The organism is Labilibacter marinus, from assembly GCF_001659685.2.
GTDB classification, from domain to species: Bacteria; Bacteroidota; Bacteroidia; order Bacteroidales; family Marinilabiliaceae; genus Saccharicrinis; species Saccharicrinis marinus.
In genome coordinates this window covers 1-20,364 of record NZ_LXYE02000005.1, presented here as the reverse complement: position 1 = coordinate 20,364, position 20,364 = coordinate 1, and the positions used below count along the sequence as shown (strand labels likewise).

Genomic DNA, 20,364 nt, shown 5'->3' with positions numbered 1-20,364 from the left:
TTTATTAATAAACAGCGGGGACGTATCTTTGTTTAATTTTATCTGAAATTAATTAAACAATAAAAAGAAAGATCATAAAAAAATCCCCATCCAAATAAATGAATGGGGATTGTATATTGATTAAAACAATATTCTATTGCATACGCCAATCTCTGGCTGCTTCGTACATGGCAATTACATTTTCAATAGGCGTTTCCACCTTTATTTTATGGCTCGGTCCTAAAATAAATCTACCACCAGGTCCCATGGTATCCAATAATTCTTTCACGCCTTCCTTTACTTGCTCTGCTGTTCCTTTGCGCAATAACAACTCTTCATCCATAGCACCGCAAAATGTGATGAGTTTACCAAAATCCTTTTTTAAACCATCAGGCGACATTCCGTTTGCTCTGGTTTGAATAGGATCTAACACCTCGGCACCAGCACTAATAAAATTAGGTAAGAGTTTACGAACACCACCACAACTATGCATATAAAAATGAGCCCCCATTTCTTTGGGCTTTTTAATAAATGCATCAATGGCAGGTCGTATATATTTATCCCAATGATCCTGACCAATGGTTAAACCTGTTTGCGAGCCAAAATCATCAGCCACACGCACAAAGTCAATTTTGCCATCACCTGCTTCAAAAAAAGCATCTAAAAAATCAGTATAAAATGAAACTACTTTATCGCAGAGTGCTTTAAAGAATTTTGGATGCGACATCATCACGTCCATAAAAGTCTCTCTACCGATCAGTCTTTGCACAATCCTAAATAATCCTGGAGAGGAATAACCTGGAGCCGTCATTATCGCATAATCTTTATAACGCTCTATCTGTTCAGGAAGGGAATAAAAATCGAAGAGTTCGTTGGTAGGCCAAGGATAATCTTCTAAAACTTCAGGATCGATTACCCCTTCGAGCGGGAAGATATCTGCATTCCAATATTCAAACTCACCTGTTTGAATTCTTGAATATCCAACTCCCCAAATGTCTTTTTTTCTTTTGTTATCACTTTCAACTAACTGAGGTCCTATATATTTTGGCTCCACCCATCTAAAATCAACATCTAAATGTTCTAAAAGCTGATCGCGATTTGTAAAACCAAAATAGGACATCATTCTGTCACCAAATTCTGGAACATCCCAATAAAAAAAAGGAACCCTATCCGGAATTTCATTGTTCAGAGCTTTTAACACTCTTTCTTTGTGGTTCATAAATGATGTTTTTAGGCTATTGTTATTACTACAAGTTTATCAAGCAAAACCTTCCCAATTTATGAAGATTTTGAGAAAAAACAAATTTAAGGTGTTAAATGAACCATTTACAAACACCAACTAATAGCCAAACAGCAGGTCTTTATAACGCCCTTTGCCTTAACACCTCATAAAGCATAACCCCTGCAGCAACCGATACATTTAATGAACCAATGGTACCTACAATAGGAATTTTAGCTCCTTCATCACATATTTTTAATACTTGACTAGATACTCCTTTATCTTCTGCACCCAAAACAATAGCAGTTGGCCCAGTAAAATCTACTTTTGTGTATTCATCGCTCGCTTTTTCGGTAGCAGCAATAAGTCTTAAACCAGAGTTCTGCATGTATTCAAGTGTTTTATACAAATTACTCACTCTAGAAACTGGAATAGTATGCAAGGCTCCTGCCGATGTTTTTACAGCATCCGCATTAATAGGTGCTCCACCTTTTTCTGGGATTACAATAGCATCTACTCCTGCACACTCCGCAGAACGAGCTATGGCACCCATATTTCTAATATCCGTTATTCCATCAAGTACTAGTATCAATGGATTTTTTCCTTGCTCAAAAAGGCCTATTAAGGTATTTTCGAAATCTTGATAAGTAATTGCAGAAACAAAAGCTATTACACCCTGATGATTTTTACGTGTAGCTCTGTTAATTCTATCAATAGGTACAGTTTGCCAAGCAATATTGGCCTCTTTCATGGTTTCAACCAACTCCTCATACAACTCACCCTGCAAACCCTTCTTAACTAATATCTTTTCAATTTCTTTACCAGAACGAATTGCTTCAATTACCGATCTAATTCCAAATAGAAAGTCACTTTTACCTGCCATAATTATTTATTTAAAAGTAAAAAGATAAATGTAATCACCCTTTTACGATACAATATACTAATCTAATTTATTTTTAATTTCCTCCACTTCTTCCAGCTCAACCTGATATAATTCCCAAGCTTCCATTTCCTTTTCTAAGGCTACATTTGAATCCTGATATTTTCTCACAAACTCAGCATCGCTGGCATTTTTCACATCTTGCATTAACCTATCTAACTCTGCAATATCCTCTTCCAGTTTAGCAATATTCTTTTCCGCCTTTTCAACTTGCTGTTGCGCCTTTTTAACGCGTCGACTAATCTCCTTGCGTTCTTCGTATGATAATTTTGAATTCTGCTTCTCCTGAGACACCTCTTGCTTAACCGCCTTACCATTGGGCTTTTGCTGCTCCATCTGGCGTAATGACTCTAACTTTTTACGTTCCAAGAACTCATAAATTCCGCCTAGATGCTCTTTCATCTTTTTATTACGGAACTCATACACCTTATCCACTAAACCATCTAAAAATTCACGGTCGTGAGAAACCACCACAACGGTTCCTTCAAAGTCTTTAACAGCTTGTTTCAACAGCTCTTTAGAGCGAATATCCAAGTGGTTGGTAGGCTCATCCAGTATAAGAAGGTTAACTGGCTCAAGCAATAATTTAACCATAGCCAAGCGGGTTCTTTCACCACCCGACAAAACTGACACCTTTTTATCAACGGTTTCTCCGCTAAACATAAAGGCCCCTAATAAATCTCTTATTTTTAAACGAATATCTCCAACAGCTACGTGGTCAATAGTTTCTAAAACCGTCAGCCTTTCATCCAATAAATCAGCCTGATTTTGAGCAAAATACCCAATCTTAACCTGATGACCTAACTTAAGATTACCTGTAAAACCAATCTCGTTCATGATCATACGCGCCATGGTGGTTTTTCCCTCTCCATTACGTCCGATAAAGGCCACCTTTTCACCACGCTCAATCGTAAAATCAACCTCTTTTAATACCTCTAGCTGATCGTATTTTTTAGTTAGCTGTTTTCCATCTAAAGTAATAGCTCCAGAATGCGGAGCTGCAGGAAACTTAATCCTTAATGACGAGTTATCAAACTCATCTACCTCAATACGATCTAGTTTATCAAGCTGCTTAATACGCGATTGTACCTGAACAGCTTTAGTAGCCTGATATCTAAAACGCTCAATAAACTTCTCGGTATCTTCAATCATTTTTTGCTGATTACGATAAGCCGCCATTTGCTGCTCCCTACGCTCCTCTCTTAATTCTAAATACTTAGTATAAGAAGCTTTGTAATCATATATTTTCCCCATCTGAATTTCGACGGTTCTTTTGGTAATATTATCTAAAAAGGCTCTATCATGAGAAACCAAAACCACAGCTCCACTATAGTTTTTTAGAAAGTCCTCAAACCACTGAATCGATTCTATATCCAAATGGTTGGTAGGCTCATCCAGTAAGAATACATCTGGTTTCTGCAGCAAAATTTTAGCCAACTGAATACGCATTCTCCAACCTCCAGAAAACTCCGAAGTCAAACGCGTAAAATCATCTCTTTCGAAACCTAGTCCTTTTAAAGTGACCTCAATATTTGAAGCGTAATTAGCACCACCTAACATACTTAAACGCTCACTCTTATCACTCAACTTATGAATAATATCAAGATATGCTTCCGATTCGTAATCAGTACGATTACCCATCTCAACATTGAGCGCTTCAATATCTTTTTCGAGTTGCTTTAATTCGCCAAAAGCTTTTTCCACTTCATCCCACACCGAACCTGTGTCGTTGTGCTTCATGTGCTGAGGCAGATACCCAATCTTTACATCTTTAGGACACGTAACTGTACCTTTTGTAGGCAATTGAAGACCCGCAAATATTTTTAACATGGTTGATTTTCCTGCACCATTTTTACCCGCCAAACCTATTTTGTCTTTAGGATTAACTAAAAACGAAACATCTTTAAACAAAGTAAAACCACCAAACTCAACCGATAACTGATTTACCGAAACCATTAAAATAAACTATGATTAATTAACAAACTACTGAAGAGGCTTACGATAAATATTTAACGAAGGAGTAAAGCCAATTACATACATCCCATCATTATAAAAACCACCCCAATTGGCGAATCTCTTAAAATTAAAATTAAATTGAACTTGCTCAGTCGAATAATGCTCTACGCAATGTTCAAAATTACTCCCATACTCCACTTGTGCACCTATAAAATAATAAGCCACATCAAAGCCCCATATTCCATAACGAGAATATTTTACATTCCTACCTGAACGAATAAAATAAGGAGAAACCGCAAAAGGTTCGGTATGATACAAGGATCTATATTTTTTAGAGAAATGACTTACTGAAGGATCACTATGATCTAACACATAAGGCGTCAATATCTCTGTATCTAAATCATGAATTTCCTCTGCATCAATGGTCTGAAACCTTAACCAATCACCAAAACCAATCAGTTTAATTTTCACTTCTGTAGATTCAGAAACTCCGTGCAGCGTAGTTATTATTTTAGAAATATCAGCCTCGTCAGAGGATGGAATAACCACCATATTCACCTTATCCTTACTTAACAAAGCTTCTACTCCTTGTACATTCTGCTCCGAGAAAGCTATCTCAACAAAATCAGGCACTAAGCCTTGCGGTAGGTAATTTAAGTATACCTTTTTCTTTATCTCAGTAGATAATTTATCCTCTTTTGCATCTGCTTCTGAAGATTTTAAAACTACTATTCTGGCACCTAAATCTCTGTTTACAATATAATCCGCATACCTATTATACAATAAGGTATCAGGAGCATTTACTTGAAATAAATAAGGGTTACTATCCAACGCTTCGTTTTTACTTGAAAGCGGATAAACCATTTTAATTTTATTCTTCTTAGAGAAATCAGACACAATGGACAAATTACTTGCATAAGCAGGGCCAATAATTAAATCTACAGTAGATAATTCTGGTCGAGCTAAAATTTGTTTTACCCTATTTGAGTCTGGCGCTGTATCATACGTATATAACTGAATATTTACACCTTGCTTTTTAAAAGAATCCACCGCCATTATAGCACCTTCATAAAACTCTAAAAAGGTTCTAGATCGTGGAGAGATAATAGGCTCTTCTCTTTTTACTTCAACCTCTTCCTCGCCCTCCATCTTTTTTATGATGTTAATTTTGCGTGTAGCTTCTACATCAAATGGTAAAAGCAATGCTACCTTAACAGTTGGCTTAGATGCATAATAATTAAATCCATCGCAATCTATACCAATAGTATCTACTACAACTTCTTCCTTTTGCAATTCAGCTAACTTGGCCATTCTAGCTTCCTCCTTTACCCTAGCTAAATAACTCAAAGTAGGCACCTTAATTTTCATACCTTTCTTTACATTGCTTAACATCTTAGTTGGGTTAGCTTCCTCGATATCAACAACCTGAACTTTATACTTTCTTGCAATGGAGTACAACGTTTCCTTTCTTCTTACGGAGTGAAGAATAAAATCTGCTTCTTTATTTTGAGTAGATTTATTTTCCTTTTTAACCTTCGCTTTAGGAATTCTAACGACAAAACCTAGTGGTAGTTCGGATGGGTTTAAATCAGGATTGTTAAGCTCAAGCTCTTGCTCAGAAACACGATACTTTTTACTGACTGCATAGATGGTTTCTCCCGCTTTTATTTTATGATAGATATATTTATCATCCTCCAGCTTTAATGGTTGAAGTGAATCATCTACAAAAACCGTTGATTCCTTTTGCTCTAAAATAGGAATACGAATCTGCGAATTCACAGCTAAAATACCACTTTGCAACGCGGGGTTATATTTAATTAATGTATCCACACTGGTTTTGTATTTTCGCGAAATACCATATAAGGTTTCTTTTTTACGAACAGTGTGTAAAACAAACTCTGTTTGCTGACCTTTAGTAGTGGTATCCAATGTAGCTGCCGTAGGAATTTTAAATATGGTCCCAATCAGCAAGTCTCCTTCCGATCCTGCATTGTACTTTTTTATAATATCAACAGCAACATCATACTTTCTTGACAAATAGTATAAGGTCTGTCCTTTTTCGATAGTATGGTAAATAAAAGCACCAGAATCTTCAATTTCATTAGCACTACTATTTCTTCCTCCAATGACAGGAATATAAAGAATATCACCAGGTTTTAATCCAAATATAGATTTAGGATTAGCTTCGTGAATTTCTTTTTGAGAGACTCCGTATTTTTTAGCAATACCATAAAAGCCTTCTCCTTTGGCTACTTCGTGCAGATAAAAGGTTTTTCCATCAACTATTACTTTATTAGCAACAGGCTTTTCATTAGACTGTTGCGACCACGAATTAACCGTAAGTAACAAAGCACAAACAATAGTAAAATAAGATATATGTGATTTCCTGATCATTGAATAATAAGTTCTGAATTTAGGTTTCCAAAAGTATAAAAAGAGTACCACCAAAACAAAAGCGATTTCCTTAAAACAAAAAAAGTTGTTGCAACATTCGTTCCAACAACTTTTTCTTCGAGTTAAATATCTAAATTACATTTTAATCTGCGCCTCAATTTCTTTCATCTGGCTCTTAAAATCTTTATCCGTCTCAATTAGGTTATTAACTGTTTTACAAGCATGTAATACAGTTGCATGGTCTTTTTTACCAATCTTCGATCCAATGGTAGAAAGAGAAGAGTTAGTTAAGCTTTTGGAGAAATACATAGCTACCTGACGAGCCTGAACAATTTCTCTTTTTCTGGTTTTAGACTGCAACGAATCTACAGCTAAACCAAAATAATCGCATACAATTTGTTGGATATAATCAACACTTAATTCCTTTTGTGTCTTTTTTACCAGTTTATCTACAATAGATTTAGCTACATCCTGCGTAATTTCTTTTTTATTTAAAGTAGCCTGAGCTAACAAAGAAATTAATGCTCCTTCTAACTCTCTAATGTTTTGAGAAATATTAGAAGCTATATATTCAATTACTGTATCCTCAATAGAAGTAATACCATCTTTATATAACTTATGCTTAAGAATAGCTACTCTAGTATCGTAACTAGGTACATGAACATCAGCCGATAATCCCCATTTAAATCTAGATAATAATCTATCCTCCATCCCTTTCATTTCAACAGGAGGCTTATCAGCTGTTAAAATCAATTGCTTACCCGTCTGGTGTAAATGGTTGAATATATGAAAAAAAGTATTCTGTGTTTTTTCTTTACCTGCAAACTCCTGTACATCATCTATAATCAATACATCAATCATTTGATAAAAGTTTAAAAAGTCGTTTTGCGTATTATTACGAACCGACTCCGTAAACTGAGTTTGAAATTTATTGGCATTTACATACAATACCGTCTTCTCTGGAAAGTATTTTTTAACATCAATACCAATTGCTTGAGCAAGATGTGTTTTTCCTAAACCTGAGTTACCATATAAAAACAAAGGGTTAAAAGCTGTCTTTCCTGGATTTTTCGCCACTGCCATACCTGCAGAACGGGCCAATCTGTTACACTCCCCTTCAATATGATTATCGAAAGTATAGTCAGCATTTAACTGTGGATCGACATTCAACTTTTTAATGCCAGGAATAACAAATGGATTTTTAACCACTGGCTTCTCCGAATTCATTTGCATGGAAACAGGGCGATTACGTAAATCCGTTTTATTATTAGATGGTAAACGTTGAGTTAATGGTTGTTGGTTTTTTTGATGTGGGGTATCTACCACAACACTATACTCTAGCTTAGCCGAATGCCCTAATTCTCGTCGAATAGTACTTCTCAAAAGATCGATAAAATGCTCTTCTAAATACTCATAAAAAAAAGCACTAGGAACTTGTATTGTTAATACATCAGCTTCAATCTTAAGAGGCACGATTGGCTCGAACCATGTCTTAAAACTAATTTGTGGAATATTATCCATGATGACTTTTAAGCAATTATTCCATACAATTTCGTAACCGGGCTTCATGTTTGTGTTTCCTCTGTAATTATGTTATATATAATAGATTTGAGAAAACAAAAATTGTGAAAAAATTCTTGAAAAAAAAACGAATACAAACTTGATATTCTCAGATACACACTAGGGTGCTAGTTTATAAGACTTTAGCAAAAAGACCCCCTATTCACTTGATCTACTGCCTATTGAACACCTATAATTAAGTTAATTTAACACTCACTATCCCCTTAAAACAAAGGCTTTGAGCGATCAGTGATTTTTTTTTGTGTTTTTTCACTTCAAATATTAATTAACTTTATAATCACTTTTTGCAATAGAATACTTTTTACCAAATATGCTATTTTTTAGATATATGATGCCCTTTTATTTCAAGGATCTCTGCCTCAGGATATAAGTCGACAATTCGGCCTTTGAGTTCCAAAATACTGCTATAATCTTCTTCCTGACCAACCGTGTAGAGATAATATTTCCCATCCCTTATTTCATCTACAAAGAGCCCTTTTCGGATCTCCTTATTTCTAATATCCAAAGGGTATTTTTCCTTCGTTAATAATACGGCATAAACCATCGTTGAATCTTTTGCTTGCTTAGCCTTACCAGAACCAAAACTCATCAAGCTTACATTAACATAACGTTTAGGCTGCACTCTTACATCATTAAGCAACCTATCTAAACTTACAGAAACGTCGTTTAAGTTATTATATAGCTCCTCATCCTTTAGTAACTTACCCATTGTGCCATCTCCATCATTAAGCGAACCTAAAAGACTATTAACAGATGTAAATGTGGTATTCATTTCGTTGGTTAAACTATCGATATGCGCTTCGGCTAATTGACCTGAAACTTTATTAAGATTTGCCAACATAGACGAAAGCACCGTACCATTGCTTTTTAACATAGTTGTTAATGAATCCATATTAGCCAAGGAGTTATCCAAACTACCTTCTTTTTTAAGACTGTGATTAATGGATGCCGACATTTGGTTTAGATTATGCATCATTCCTGCAAAATCATTTATTCCACTCGAAAGACCATCTTTGTTATCGTCGTTCAGTAGGCGATTTAAATTATGCAGCACAGAATCGAGCCCCACAACCATTTTCTCCACCTTATCTTTTAAAGGAAGCACCTCCATACTGACCTTGTCTGCCAAATCCCCAGTCAAGGATGTTGCAAGGGTATCACCTGACTCTAACAGTACATTTCCTTCTCCATATAAAAGTCTGATTCCTTTAGAACCCATCAAGTCGAGACTATAGATTTGAGCTACAGTAGTCTTTGTAAACTCAATTTCCTTTTCAATCAACATGGTAACCATAAACTCACTATCACCGCCATTCATTAAGGAAATATCCCGAACCGATCCTATTTTAAATCCTTTAAAAAAAATAGGACTTGCTTCTGTTAGTCCATCAATACGAGGATATACACCATATACTTTATACCCCGATTGAAAAATATCTTTTCCTTTTAAGAAATTAATACCCCAACCTAATATAAATAATGCTATCCCTACTGTTATTCCTATTTTTACTTCCTTAGAATACTGAGCCATGATTATGGTTTTTATTGAGCATCAAAAATAAGAGATTTTTAATTAAAGTAAAGCGTGAGCAGCAAGGCTTTTTACACAATACGTTTTTATTGACTCAATGCAGACTAGTCTGTATCTTTCTTAGGCCATCCAAATTGATAACTATATCCCAAAGTAGCAGTAGTATAACTCGTTATTGTTCCGGTATTACGGGATCGTTTTGACCAGGCAACGCTAAGATTGAGGCGATGTTTTTTTTTAATTGTATAGCTACTACCTAGCCTCGCCGTTAAAACATCACCATTCTTTATTTGATCAACATAAGTTCCATTCCAAGATAAAGACAAACGATGACGCAATGTTTTTTCTAACATTCCCTTTCTAACCGAAAGAATGGGGCCGTATGCTTCACTAATGGCATCGGGCAGTTTATTTCTCGAGTAATTCATATTCAATGCCAAATTAAAATCACTTTTAATTAATGACCAGCTATAACCTCCAGACCCATTAAAAAAATTAGTGTTTGAATTCTCAACTGCATCCGATTGACTTTGTGTGGCCTGCTGAACATTAACACTAGCCATTATACTATGATTCTGTTCATCAGTTACCTTAACACCCCAATTAGCATTTAATGCAAAATTCTCATTAATTTGAGTAAAACGAAGTGTATCCATTAACTCATATTCGGTATGCGTATTGGTTTCATCAAACAATGGACGAACAAATGAATAATTGTAAAAATTAGAATAATTGAGATTAAAACTTAACTTATCATTGGGAACAAAGCTTATATTGATATTATTAATCACATCCTTTTGATCCGTTTCTGACTGATCATCCGTATTTGTTTCTCGAATACCAACACTAGCAGCTACATTTACTTTGCCACTTACCAATGAGGTAGTTGCATTTACCGTATAGTTTATAAAGTCGTTGACCATATAATAACTACCTAAGGTATTAAAACCAGGCTCAACATATTCGATTCCTGCACCCAAGGATCCTAAACGGGTACTCCATGTTAAATCAGACTTGATAGCATGATGCAGAAAAGTAGCTGCTCCATCAATATCTGACGCCGCACTAATTCTATTATCTTCGCTAAGCGCACTAACCGAATATTCACCACTAAAGGCTATACTTTTTACGGGACGAACTGAAAAACTCGTTCCAACCACTAAGTTCTCTTTTGGACTTACACCTAAAGAATCTATATAATCCACAGGTCTTTCGTCATCATCCCAGGCTCTAAAAAAATGAACCCCTATTTCTCCAAACTGAAATTGGTACGTAGTCTTTAATCCTCCACCCATTCTTTTATACTGAGGCTTATAACCATTAATGGTATCACCTGGCGATGCTTTTAACAAACGACCATACATGGCACTAAGCTTAATTTTTTCGTTAGGATCTAATTCAACTCCCAAGCCAGAAAAACTATGCCCATTTAATGAATACGGAGAAAAACTCATACTACTCCATCCGATATGAGCAGTTGCCCATTTATAGGATGGCGATAAAGTAAACTGATTGAATGGTTGCGTATAAGTCCATTGATAATTGGACCAAGTAAAAGATAATGGCACCGACATGCCATAAATACTTGTATTAACGTTACCATTTAGCACTAAGGAATATGGATTTACATCACCCGTTACATTGCTACGATAAACCTGATTCATGTTTACCCCACCATTTATTTTAATAGGGTCTTTTTTACCTATTTGATCCAATTGCTGGGCCTCACCAATATGGAATAAACCTATCACCCAAAGTAATAATAGATAGCGCAAACTACAATCTCGTAACAAAAAAAATAACTTTCTTTTCCCTCGCATATAATAGTTCTGTTACTTAGGCTTTACTATAAACTCCAAACCCTTACCATAATAGTAAGTAGACTCATAACTAAACTCATTCCCCTCTACTCCATCAATCATTTTCCAATCTCCATCTTTCATACGAGCATAAATAATAAATCTTTTCACAGGATACACAGGCACCTCCCATGTTAAGGTAAGTAGTCTTTTCTTTTTGCTTTCTTTCTTTTCGGGATGTATCCAATCATCTTTTTGCTTTTTCGGATTGTATTTTGCAGCTACGGGTTTACCAGGCTTACTCTCGTTACCCACCTCATCTACAGCTATTATTAAGTATCTATATATAAAACCTGCCTCTTTAGGAACATCGACATATTGAGAAGTATTATCTACTGATAAAACTTTTATCACTTCCCAATTTGCTCCCCCTTGCCTGTTCCTGTATAACACTACCTTTTCAACATCACTAGATGGACTATTGGCCCAATTGATTACTATGCCCGTATCCGAAGGAAAAATTTTTCTTATTAACGGCGCAGCAGGAGGTACTATATCTGGTCGATCAAGCTCTAAAACTTCTGAAAAGTCTGATTGGTTTTGCGATTTATCGTAAGCTTTAATTTTATAATATACCTTCTCCGTTAAGGTTTTAATGGTTATTTTATCCATAAATGTAGTATCTGACACAGGCTCTGGAGTTATAGCTGAAAACTCTTCATGTAAGGCATTGGCTCTATAAATTCGGTAGCCATCAATATCCTGATCCAAATTAACTTGCCAAGATAAACTAACCAGGCCTGTAGTATCTATAGTTGCCTCAAGGCCTTTGGGTTTAGCAGGAGGAAAAGAATCAACCACCTGAAACATCTGTGGGATGCTATACCCTCCTCCACCATGACTGTTGAAAGCTTGCATTCTGTAATAACCTGTAGCCAAAGGTCTTTTATCTTGATATTTCTTACTCATCACAGATACACTATCAGCCAACAGCTTAAAGCCCTTGGCATAATCTGCAGACCTAAATATTCTAAAACCTTCAACTCTATCCTTACTTTCATTAGGAAACTCCCATTCCAACACGACCGTTTTACCATCTTTTGAGTACTTTTTAACAATATGAGGAACACTAGTAATGGCATCCACACCTTGCACCTCGACTACCTCTGAAGATGGACTTAACTCGCCAAAAATGGATATTCCGATGACACGATACAGGTATTTTATATTATTATCGGGAATAGTATCTAGATAGTAATGATAAGGAGCTTCATCCCTGCCTTCGGGTGTTGTGTTTATGGCAGGTGAACTATTTAATCTTTTAAAGGAATCTCCACCATCATCAGAACGTTCTAACCAGAAACTATTAAAATAGTCTGTTTGGTATTTATTATCCCAAGTTAGGGTAACTGTTCCGTCTCCTCCCTCTGCTTTAAACTGTGCTGGCGCGGGTAATGGTAAATACTCATCCACCCCTGTGAAGAAAAAAGCTGTATCCTTTTTCATATCTTCAGGAACATAATCTGGAAACACTTTGTACAAATACTTTTCGCCTGGCTTTACGTTTTTATCTACCAGCATTAATCCATGATACTGGGCGACTTCAACACTTTGGTCAGCTGCAAATAACGAAAATCCGTAACGATTCTCCTGTTCCGTAGCTTTATTATAGATATCCATGATACCCATATTCTCTTCACCCGATTCAACCTCAAAGCCATCTCCATAAATAGCCTGAGCTGCCACTCCCGCATACTCATCACGCTCATCCAACACTTCCCACTCTGATAAAGGTCGTGGTTTTAAAACTCCTTTATTGAGCAAAACAGCCTTTCTATTTTTAAGCAGTTTACCATCCTTATACATTAATGTTCGGGTTACATTATAACCATACTTATTTCCAACCAGCCATAATCGATAGGTAGTTGGCGCCCAACGCAACATAATAGAATCTGATGTAGGACGAGCCAATAATCGTAATTCGTGTTTGAGCTCATCGTCATCCTGAGCACGAGTGCTTATAAATGGAATCTGGCAAATTACCAGAAGTATTACTATTAATCTCCTCACGCTATATATTATATTAATTGTACATAGTTAAAGCTGCAATTACAAAACATAAGTTCAACTATACGCATCAATTAATAATATGTTTCTATAATATACCAGATAATTTATAGAAGGTAAAGCTTACGGCTTGTTCTAAAAAATACTATTATTCTTAAACTGTTAGAGCTAAAAAAAGAGCACATCAACGATGCACTCTTTTAAAATATTGTAATTATAAACCTAATTGAATACTAACTCTTACGTTCAATATCTTTTAGATTATTCATTTTTTTAGTTTCTAAAAAGCTATTAATATCACCCAAGTGCTCTTTTACTTTTTGGTTGCCGAATTCGTAAACCTTATCAGCTAATCCATCCAGAAAGTCTCTATCGTGCGAAACCAATATGAGTGTTCCATCATAGGCTTTTAAAGCACTCTTTAAAATATCTTTGGTTTTTAAATCAAGATGATTAGTAGGCTCATCCAATATTAATAGGTTAACTGGCTCCAGCAACAGTTTAACCATAGCCAAACGTGTACGCTCACCACCAGAAAGCACTTTTACCTTTTTAGTTGTATTATCTCCACTAAACATAAAGGCTCCCAACATATCTTTTATCTTGGTACGGATGTCTCCTTTGGCCACATCGTCGATAGTTTCGAATACTGTTAGGTTTTCATCCAACAACGAGGCCTCATTTTGCGCGAAATAACCTATCATGGTATTATGTCCCAATTGAACATTTCCTCCACATTTTATTTCGTTCATAATAATTTTTACCAAGGTAGATTTCCCCTCACCATTCTTACCCACAAATGCTACCTTCTCGCCACGTTCCAGCGTAAGGTTAGCATCTTTAAATACCAAATGCTCGTCATACTTTTTTTCCGCATCGGTTACTATTACAGGATAATTACCTGAACGGGGTGCTGGAGGAAACTTCAACTTCAAAGCACTGGTATCTACTTCGTCTACCTCCACCATCTCCATCTTTTCGAGCATCTTTACGCGCGATTGCACCTGAAGTGTTTTTGAATAGGTCCCTTTAAATCGCTCGATAAACTCCATATTGTCAGCAATTATCTTTTGCTGGTCTTCGTATTGTTTTTGCTGCTGCTCTCTGCGCTCTTCTCTTAATTCTAGATATCGAGAATAGTTTACCTTATAATCGTAAATACGACCCATGGTAACCTCAATAGTGCGGGTAGTAATGTTATCTACAAAGGCTCTATCGTGACTGATTATAACTACCGCTTTTCCGCAGTTAATTAAAAACTCCTCTAACCACTGAATAGATTCAATATCCAGGTGATTGGTAGGCTCATCCAATAGAATTAAATCGGGCTTTAACAACAGGATTTTAGCCAACTCAATACGCATTCGCCAACCTCCACTAAAATTCTCAGTAGGTTGCGTAAAATCCTCTCTTGAGAATCCTAAACCCAATAATATCTTTTCAATTTCTGCATCAAAGTTAGTTTCCTCAATAGAATAAAACTTTTCGCTTAAAGCGGATACCTTTTCTATTAAGGCATAATATGTATCCGACTCATAGTCGGTTCTGGTAGAAAGCTCTTTGTTTATAGCTTCAATCTCAGTTTCCATATCAGAAATATGACTAAAAGCTTGGGATGCTTCTTCAAAAACCGTTCGGTTATTTTCGGTCATCAGGTGCTGCGGCAAGTAAGCCACTACCCTATCCTTAGGAACCGTCACCTTTCCGCCTTGCGGCGTTTGAGCTCCTGCTATAATTTTCAGCAAAGTTGATTTTCCTGCCCCATTTTTACCCATCAAGGCAATCCTATCCTTTTCGTTAATAACAAAGGATATATTTTTAAACAGAGTGGTTGCCCCAAACTCAACTGTTAACGCGTCTACTGATATCATGTACTTCTTTTATTTGGCCGCAAAGATAAATGAATTACTAAGAAGGGAAAACGAAATGATGAGAGAAAGAAAAAAGGGAACGTGAGAAAGGAGAAGGGACATGGAGATAGGAGACAGAAGATGGGAGAAGGAAAAAGGTGAAAGTTTAAAAAACAGAGCGTAAGCAACTATTTAAAATTATGGAGAATTTGGAAATTATAAATAAACTTATACATTTATAGTGTTCTAGTTCTCTAGTACACTAACTTTAAATCTTTATTTATGATCAAAATTAACGAACTAAACTTTTCTTACTCCAAGAAAAATAAACTCTACAAAAACCTCAGTCTCGATGCCAAAGAAGGTAGCATTATAGGACTATTGGGTAAAAATGGAGCGGGTAAATCTACTTTACTAAAATTAATGGCCGGATTATTAAAGCCTCAATCGGGTGAAGTTGAAATACTAGGCTACACACCTTTTAAGCGAAACCCTAACTTTTTACGTCATGTGTTTTTTGTTGGAGAAGAGATTAATGTAGCATCTGTAAGCATTAAATGTTACACGTCGGCACTTTCGCCGCTATACCCCAATTTTAATCAGAATAAATTCAAACATCTATTATCCGAATTTGAATTGGACATAGATGCAAACCTAAGCAAGATGTCTTACGGACAGAAGAAGAAGTTTATTATTGCTTTTGCCTTGGCATCGAACTGTCGCACTTTATTAATGGACGAACCAACCAATGGTTTAGATATTCCTTCTAAGGCTCAGTTTCGAAAGGTGTTAGCCGGTTCATTAGCCGACGACCAAGTGGCCATTATATCTACACATCAGGTTAAGGATGTAGAAAACCTAATTGACCAAGTAGTTATTGTTGACGAAGGAGATGTGGTATTTAATAAAAGCCTTGTAAGTATAAGTGAGCAATTTAGCTTTGCTACCTCAAGTGAAAATACAGATAGTTTATACAGCGAAGTGGCACCTGGAGGCTACAAATGTATATTGGCTAAAAACCACATAGAAACACCTATCGATATTGAGTTACTTTTTAATGCAGTTATTAATAAATCAAACCTACAATTCCATGAACCAGTACTTCAACATTAAGCGTTTTTTAAATTACGCTCGTTATAATTTTTTAATAAATAGAAAACTTTACCTATTGGGATTTGCCGGAGTTATAGTAGGTTTATTTTTGGTGACTCTGCTTTTTGGATACCAGCACAACCTAACAAACAAAACCAATTGGGGCACATTTTTTTCAGCAAGTATGGCTATCATATTACTACCCATCATAGGTCATGCCTTTCCTGCTTTAAGAAAAAAAGAAACAAGCATTACAAATTACATGTTACCTGCATCAATCTTTGAGAAATTCTCTTTTGAATTTGTCATGAAAATTATCATCATCCCAGCTTTGTTTTTATTACTATTCCCAGTAATTAGTAACTCAGCAATGCGTATGGCTGAGTTTATTCATACAAGTGCAAATCCTGATCGTGCTTTTGAATATGCTGATTTTACCTACAAGCTCTTATTTGAAAACTTTAATAATAATACCGATGTCCCCAAAGTACTCATAGGAATTATTTTAATGACAGCATCTATTGCACTTAGTGGTGCTGCCGCTATAGCTAAATATCCGCTTGTAAAAACAACCATATTTATTGGACTTATCTTTCTTATTGTATTGGGATATTTTTATACGATGTTTGAATTTTTTAAACTTGACAGTGGATTTGAATACACATACAACCAATTATTCCCAAAAGAAGAACACGAACCTACCTTACTTCATATCGCCTTTACCATTACCACACTAAGCTCCCTAAGCTATGCCTATTTAAAACTTAAAGAGAGGGAAGTGTGATGATAGAATTTAAAAACTCAAAGGGAATATTTCAACAAATTGGCGATAATATTTGCGACCGTATTTTATCGGGCTCCTTGGCTGTTGGCGATAAAGTTCCTTCGGTACGTGAGCAGGCTGCCACTTTAGGTGTAAACCACAATACCATTATGCGTACCTATAGCGAACTGCAAAGAGATGAAATTATCACTAACAAAAGAGGCATAGGTTACTTTGTGGCGAAAGAAGCGCCTAGTATGATTAGAGAGAAACGCCGAGCCGAATTTTTTGAACTTAGTTTACCTGAAATTATTAAACAGGTAGAGCTGCTTGAAATTAAAAAATCGGATGTAACAGAATTACTAAACAAACTGAACGACAATGAAAACAAGTAAAATAATATTCACTTCATACTTTTCGCTTATTGGCATTTTACTTATTGCCTTAATGATAAGTAGTTTTATTAATAATGATAAAGAAAAGATATCAAGGCTGAATTTAGTAACAACATCTGATGAACTAACAGCATTTAATCATATTAAAATAGAAACAAATTGTAATATAGTTGTTTCATCAGACACAACCTATCATTTTGAATTTACCAGAAACAAAAAAGAAGGCAACCTAAAAATAAACTACACATACAATTCAGATACACTTATAATTGGCCATATTGAAACAGAACAATTTTCAAACATTAAGATATACGCAAAAAATATCACGTCTATTTCAACAATTAAATCAAAGCTTAGCTTAACACACTTTCAACAAGATTCTTTGCAGATTAATGCACAAAGAGGACGCATTCGGTTTGAAAATAAAATTGATATCAACAATTTAAAACTAAAATTGAGAGAAGGCTCTAATTTTAATGCTTGGACTTGCAAGATAAATACCATTGATCTTTATTGTAGAAATTCAAACTTCAATACTAGTTTAAAGAAGAAACTAAAATTATTTAAAGGGGATATTTCTGAAAAATCAAATATTAAGATTCCAAAAGCTTTTAAATATGATATTAATGCGGATGAATTATCGCAATTAAGGATGTACTAATAAATTCGCTTTGCACATTACAAGTTGCTGTATTTATTATGCAGCAACTTTTTTTTAGTTTATAAAGAATTATGGAGTTTACAGCTCGCGCGGATTTAGCGCAGCGTAATCCGTGAAAGCAAATAAGTATTTATAACTGACACTTCAAAGTTACGCTTAAAGATATTTCTGAGGATTTGTAATCCGGGCTTAATATGTAATCCATTCCTGAATTGCCTGAATCACGTTTAATAAATAAGGCAAATAGGCATAATTACCTGCTGAGATTAGAGCACAGAATACAATTTAGCCTAACAAGCTTCTTTTAAGTTTTATACATATCCGAGGGAGCTGGGAGATTTACTACGCCAAATGAGGGACAAACAACCAGATTGCAAATCCTCACATCAAACCCAAGTGCTACTCTATTTTTAATAGAAACACTTTATTATAATTTTACAGCTTGCTTATTGCACGGATTACAAATCCGCGCTAGCTATAATCAATAAAACACCAAACTATACCAACTTTAAGATTCCCCCCTCACCATAGCAAAACGCCCTATTTACATAGGTATGCAAGCACAATTACAAGCCTTGTTAAGTGTTTTGAGCCTTACTTATATACATTACAACACTGCAGCAGCCATTCTGATCATCGGGCGGCAGCTCGCAACACTGCGTGGTTCAAAAATTGCTTTGCTTTTGCACCAAACAATACTGCGACATGCAAAACGAACGTATGGTTTAGGCCAAACAGCATTGCGAGAAGTAAAAGCCACGTTAACCAAGCATCAAGCAAGCTTGTTAAGCCTTTGGTTTACCATACCAAAGCACCTGCAACTATAGTGATACCCCTCAGGCATTTCAAATATCTACACCACAACTCGCGCGGATTTAGTAAAGCACAATCCGTATCGAAGAAACTATTGCTGTAAATTATTTTGGCATGATTACCATTTTGCCATAGTTTGAATGTTTGCTTACGTTTTAAATGTACACAGTACTTTTGCATTAAGGGTAATATCCACTCTCGTCTACTTTCTGCCTCTTCTTGTATCTGCTTGCTGGTATGCTTTTTAAAATCACATAATACATCGCTTATTACACGGATAACGCCAAAGCTAAATCCGCGCGAGTTGGACGCACTTAAAAATGCAGCCTTGTTTTATTTCATCAAACCACGAGATACAATCTCGCGGCAGCGGAGTCTAGGCTTTTCTCAATTTTTTCTCCCTGTAATAATCAACCAAATCTTTTGGGTAATATTCGTTATCTCGGTAGCTACTGTCGTCTAAGTCAAGAATACAAGATACTGCGGCAGATTCAAAACTCCACCTTCCGTAATACCAAGCTTTTCCCGGTTCAGTTAACATTTGTGCTTTCTTCTGCTCCTTTAACCAATCTTTCTCTAAAAAAAGTTTTACTAGCTTTTCAGATTCTTTTTTATTAGAATATTTAATTGCCTTTTTAAGGCTTAGGTAAAGCTTAAATGCATAATCATCTTTTTCTTGCCTTTGTACCCATAAATCTAACTTTGATGACAAAAGAAACTCATAAACCAAGTCGATAACATTATCCGACTTAATTATTTTACCTAAACGTTCAAACAAATTATCAGGTATACCGATTAAAATCCCTATCGAAAGCACCCTAAGCAGTTGACTATGTGAATCAATACTGTATTGATCTATTATCAGCGCTTTTGCTCCAACTAATTTTTGTGAGCCATCAGCCCAAGAATCTTCCATTAACTCTAAGATAGTATCAAAATCTTCAGTTAGTGTGCAAATTGGCATTCCTGCAGAATACGTAGCCACTAACTTTTGAACTAAGTTAGTAACCATGTTTTCCTTAACAGCTTTTATTCTATCCGGCTTTATTTGTCCCTGCTCTAGCTTTTTAATTCTCGCCTCGTGGGATTTAGCCTTTGTACTTATAAAGGTTAGAAAATGCTCATCATCTCTATTTTTATCTCTTGCCATTATATTAAAATTATGAAGTACAGTCACCCAGAGGACCTCCTCCCTTTGTTAAATAACCAGTTTCACTTACATATTTGTAAGAACCCAGCTCGCGCGGACTTAACGTAACGTAATCCGTGAAAGCAAATAAGTATTTATAACTGACACTTCAAAGTTACGCTTAAAGATATTTCG

The 20,364-nt window shown here is 35.7% G+C and carries 15 protein-coding genes; 5 read left to right on the top strand and 10 right to left on the bottom strand.

Features of this window, described 5'->3' with window-relative positions:
• Window positions 1–133: 133 nt before the first annotated feature.
• The 9 genes from A8L32_RS02805 to A8L32_RS02765 form a co-directional block, all read right to left on the bottom strand.
• A complete protein-coding gene (locus tag A8L32_RS02805) occupies window positions 134–1,198 on the bottom strand; it encodes a uroporphyrinogen decarboxylase family protein (protein WP_075590013.1) in 1,065 nt (354 codons plus the stop codon).
• Between the two features lie 142 nt (window positions 1,199–1,340).
• Window positions 1,341–2,081: a 23S rRNA (guanosine(2251)-2'-O)-methyltransferase RlmB gene (rlmB, locus tag A8L32_RS02800; RefSeq protein WP_075590012.1), complete on the bottom strand. Its 741-nt coding sequence runs from the start codon at window positions 2,079–2,081 to the stop codon at window positions 1,341–1,343.
• 57 nt (window positions 2,082–2,138) lie between these two features.
• Entirely contained in the window at window positions 2,139–4,094 is a 1,956-nt protein-coding gene (locus A8L32_RS02795; RefSeq protein ID WP_075590011.1) for an ABC-F family ATP-binding cassette domain-containing protein, read from the bottom strand.
• Window positions 4,095–4,121: 27 nt separating this feature from the next.
• A complete protein-coding gene (locus tag A8L32_RS02790; RefSeq protein WP_075590010.1) occupies window positions 4,122–6,488 on the bottom strand; it encodes a PBP1 and LysM peptidoglycan-binding domain-containing protein in 2,367 nt (788 codons plus the stop codon).
• A 135-nt stretch (window positions 6,489–6,623) separates the two neighbouring features.
• Window positions 6,624–8,057 (bottom strand): chromosomal replication initiator protein DnaA, encoded by a 1,434-nt coding sequence (dnaA, locus tag A8L32_RS02785; RefSeq protein WP_075590009.1) that lies wholly within the window; start codon window positions 8,055–8,057, stop codon window positions 6,624–6,626.
• A gap of 325 nt (window positions 8,058–8,382) precedes the next feature.
• Window positions 8,383–9,600, bottom strand: coding sequence for an MlaD family protein (locus A8L32_RS02780; RefSeq protein WP_075590008.1), 1,218 nt, complete (start codon window positions 9,598–9,600; stop codon window positions 8,383–8,385).
• 104 nt (window positions 9,601–9,704) lie between these two features.
• Window positions 9,705–11,351 carry a TonB-dependent receptor gene (locus tag A8L32_RS02775; RefSeq protein ID WP_143525002.1) on the bottom strand — a complete coding sequence of 549 codons (1,647 nt, stop codon included), beginning with the start codon at window positions 11,349–11,351 and terminating at the stop codon, window positions 9,705–9,707.
• An 81-nt stretch (window positions 11,352–11,432) separates the two neighbouring features.
• A complete protein-coding gene (locus tag A8L32_RS02770) occupies window positions 11,433–13,469 on the bottom strand; it encodes a fibronectin type III domain-containing protein (protein ID WP_143525001.1) in 2,037 nt (678 codons plus the stop codon).
• 230 nt (window positions 13,470–13,699) lie between these two features.
• Entirely contained in the window at window positions 13,700–15,337 is a 1,638-nt protein-coding gene (locus tag A8L32_RS02765) for an ABC-F family ATP-binding cassette domain-containing protein (protein ID WP_075590005.1), read from the bottom strand.
• Window positions 15,338–15,598: 261 nt separating this feature from the next.
• On the opposite strand from A8L32_RS02765, the gene A8L32_RS02760 reads away from it, so the two are divergent.
• The 5 genes from A8L32_RS02760 (at window position 15,599) to A8L32_RS02740 (ending at window position 19,054) form a co-directional block, all read left to right on the top strand.
• Entirely contained in the window at window positions 15,599–16,429 is an 831-nt protein-coding gene (locus A8L32_RS02760; protein ID WP_075590004.1) for an ABC transporter ATP-binding protein, read from the top strand.
• A complete protein-coding gene (locus A8L32_RS02755; protein WP_075590003.1) occupies window positions 16,407–17,192 on the top strand; it encodes a hypothetical protein in 786 nt (261 codons plus the stop codon). Before A8L32_RS02760 ends, A8L32_RS02755 begins: the two co-directional genes overlap by 23 nt.
• Window positions 17,192–17,566: a GntR family transcriptional regulator gene (locus tag A8L32_RS02750; protein WP_083631151.1), complete on the top strand. Its 375-nt coding sequence runs from the start codon at window positions 17,192–17,194 to the stop codon at window positions 17,564–17,566. The genes A8L32_RS02755 and A8L32_RS02750 overlap by 1 nt, the downstream gene beginning before the upstream one ends.
• A complete protein-coding gene (locus A8L32_RS02745; RefSeq protein WP_075590002.1) occupies window positions 17,553–18,227 on the top strand; it encodes a hypothetical protein in 675 nt (224 codons plus the stop codon). The genes A8L32_RS02750 and A8L32_RS02745 overlap by 14 nt, the downstream gene beginning before the upstream one ends.
• 554 nt (window positions 18,228–18,781) lie before the next feature.
• Window positions 18,782–19,054, top strand: a complete 273-nt coding sequence (locus tag A8L32_RS02740) for a hypothetical protein (RefSeq protein WP_075590001.1) — start codon at window positions 18,782–18,784, stop codon at window positions 19,052–19,054.
• Between the two features lie 362 nt (window positions 19,055–19,416).
• On the opposite strand, the gene A8L32_RS02735 is transcribed toward A8L32_RS02740, so the two are convergent.
• Window positions 19,417–20,190, bottom strand: coding sequence for a PoNe immunity protein domain-containing protein (locus A8L32_RS02735; RefSeq protein WP_075590000.1), 774 nt, complete (start codon window positions 20,188–20,190; stop codon window positions 19,417–19,419).
• Between the last annotated feature and the right edge of the window lie 174 nt (window positions 20,191–20,364).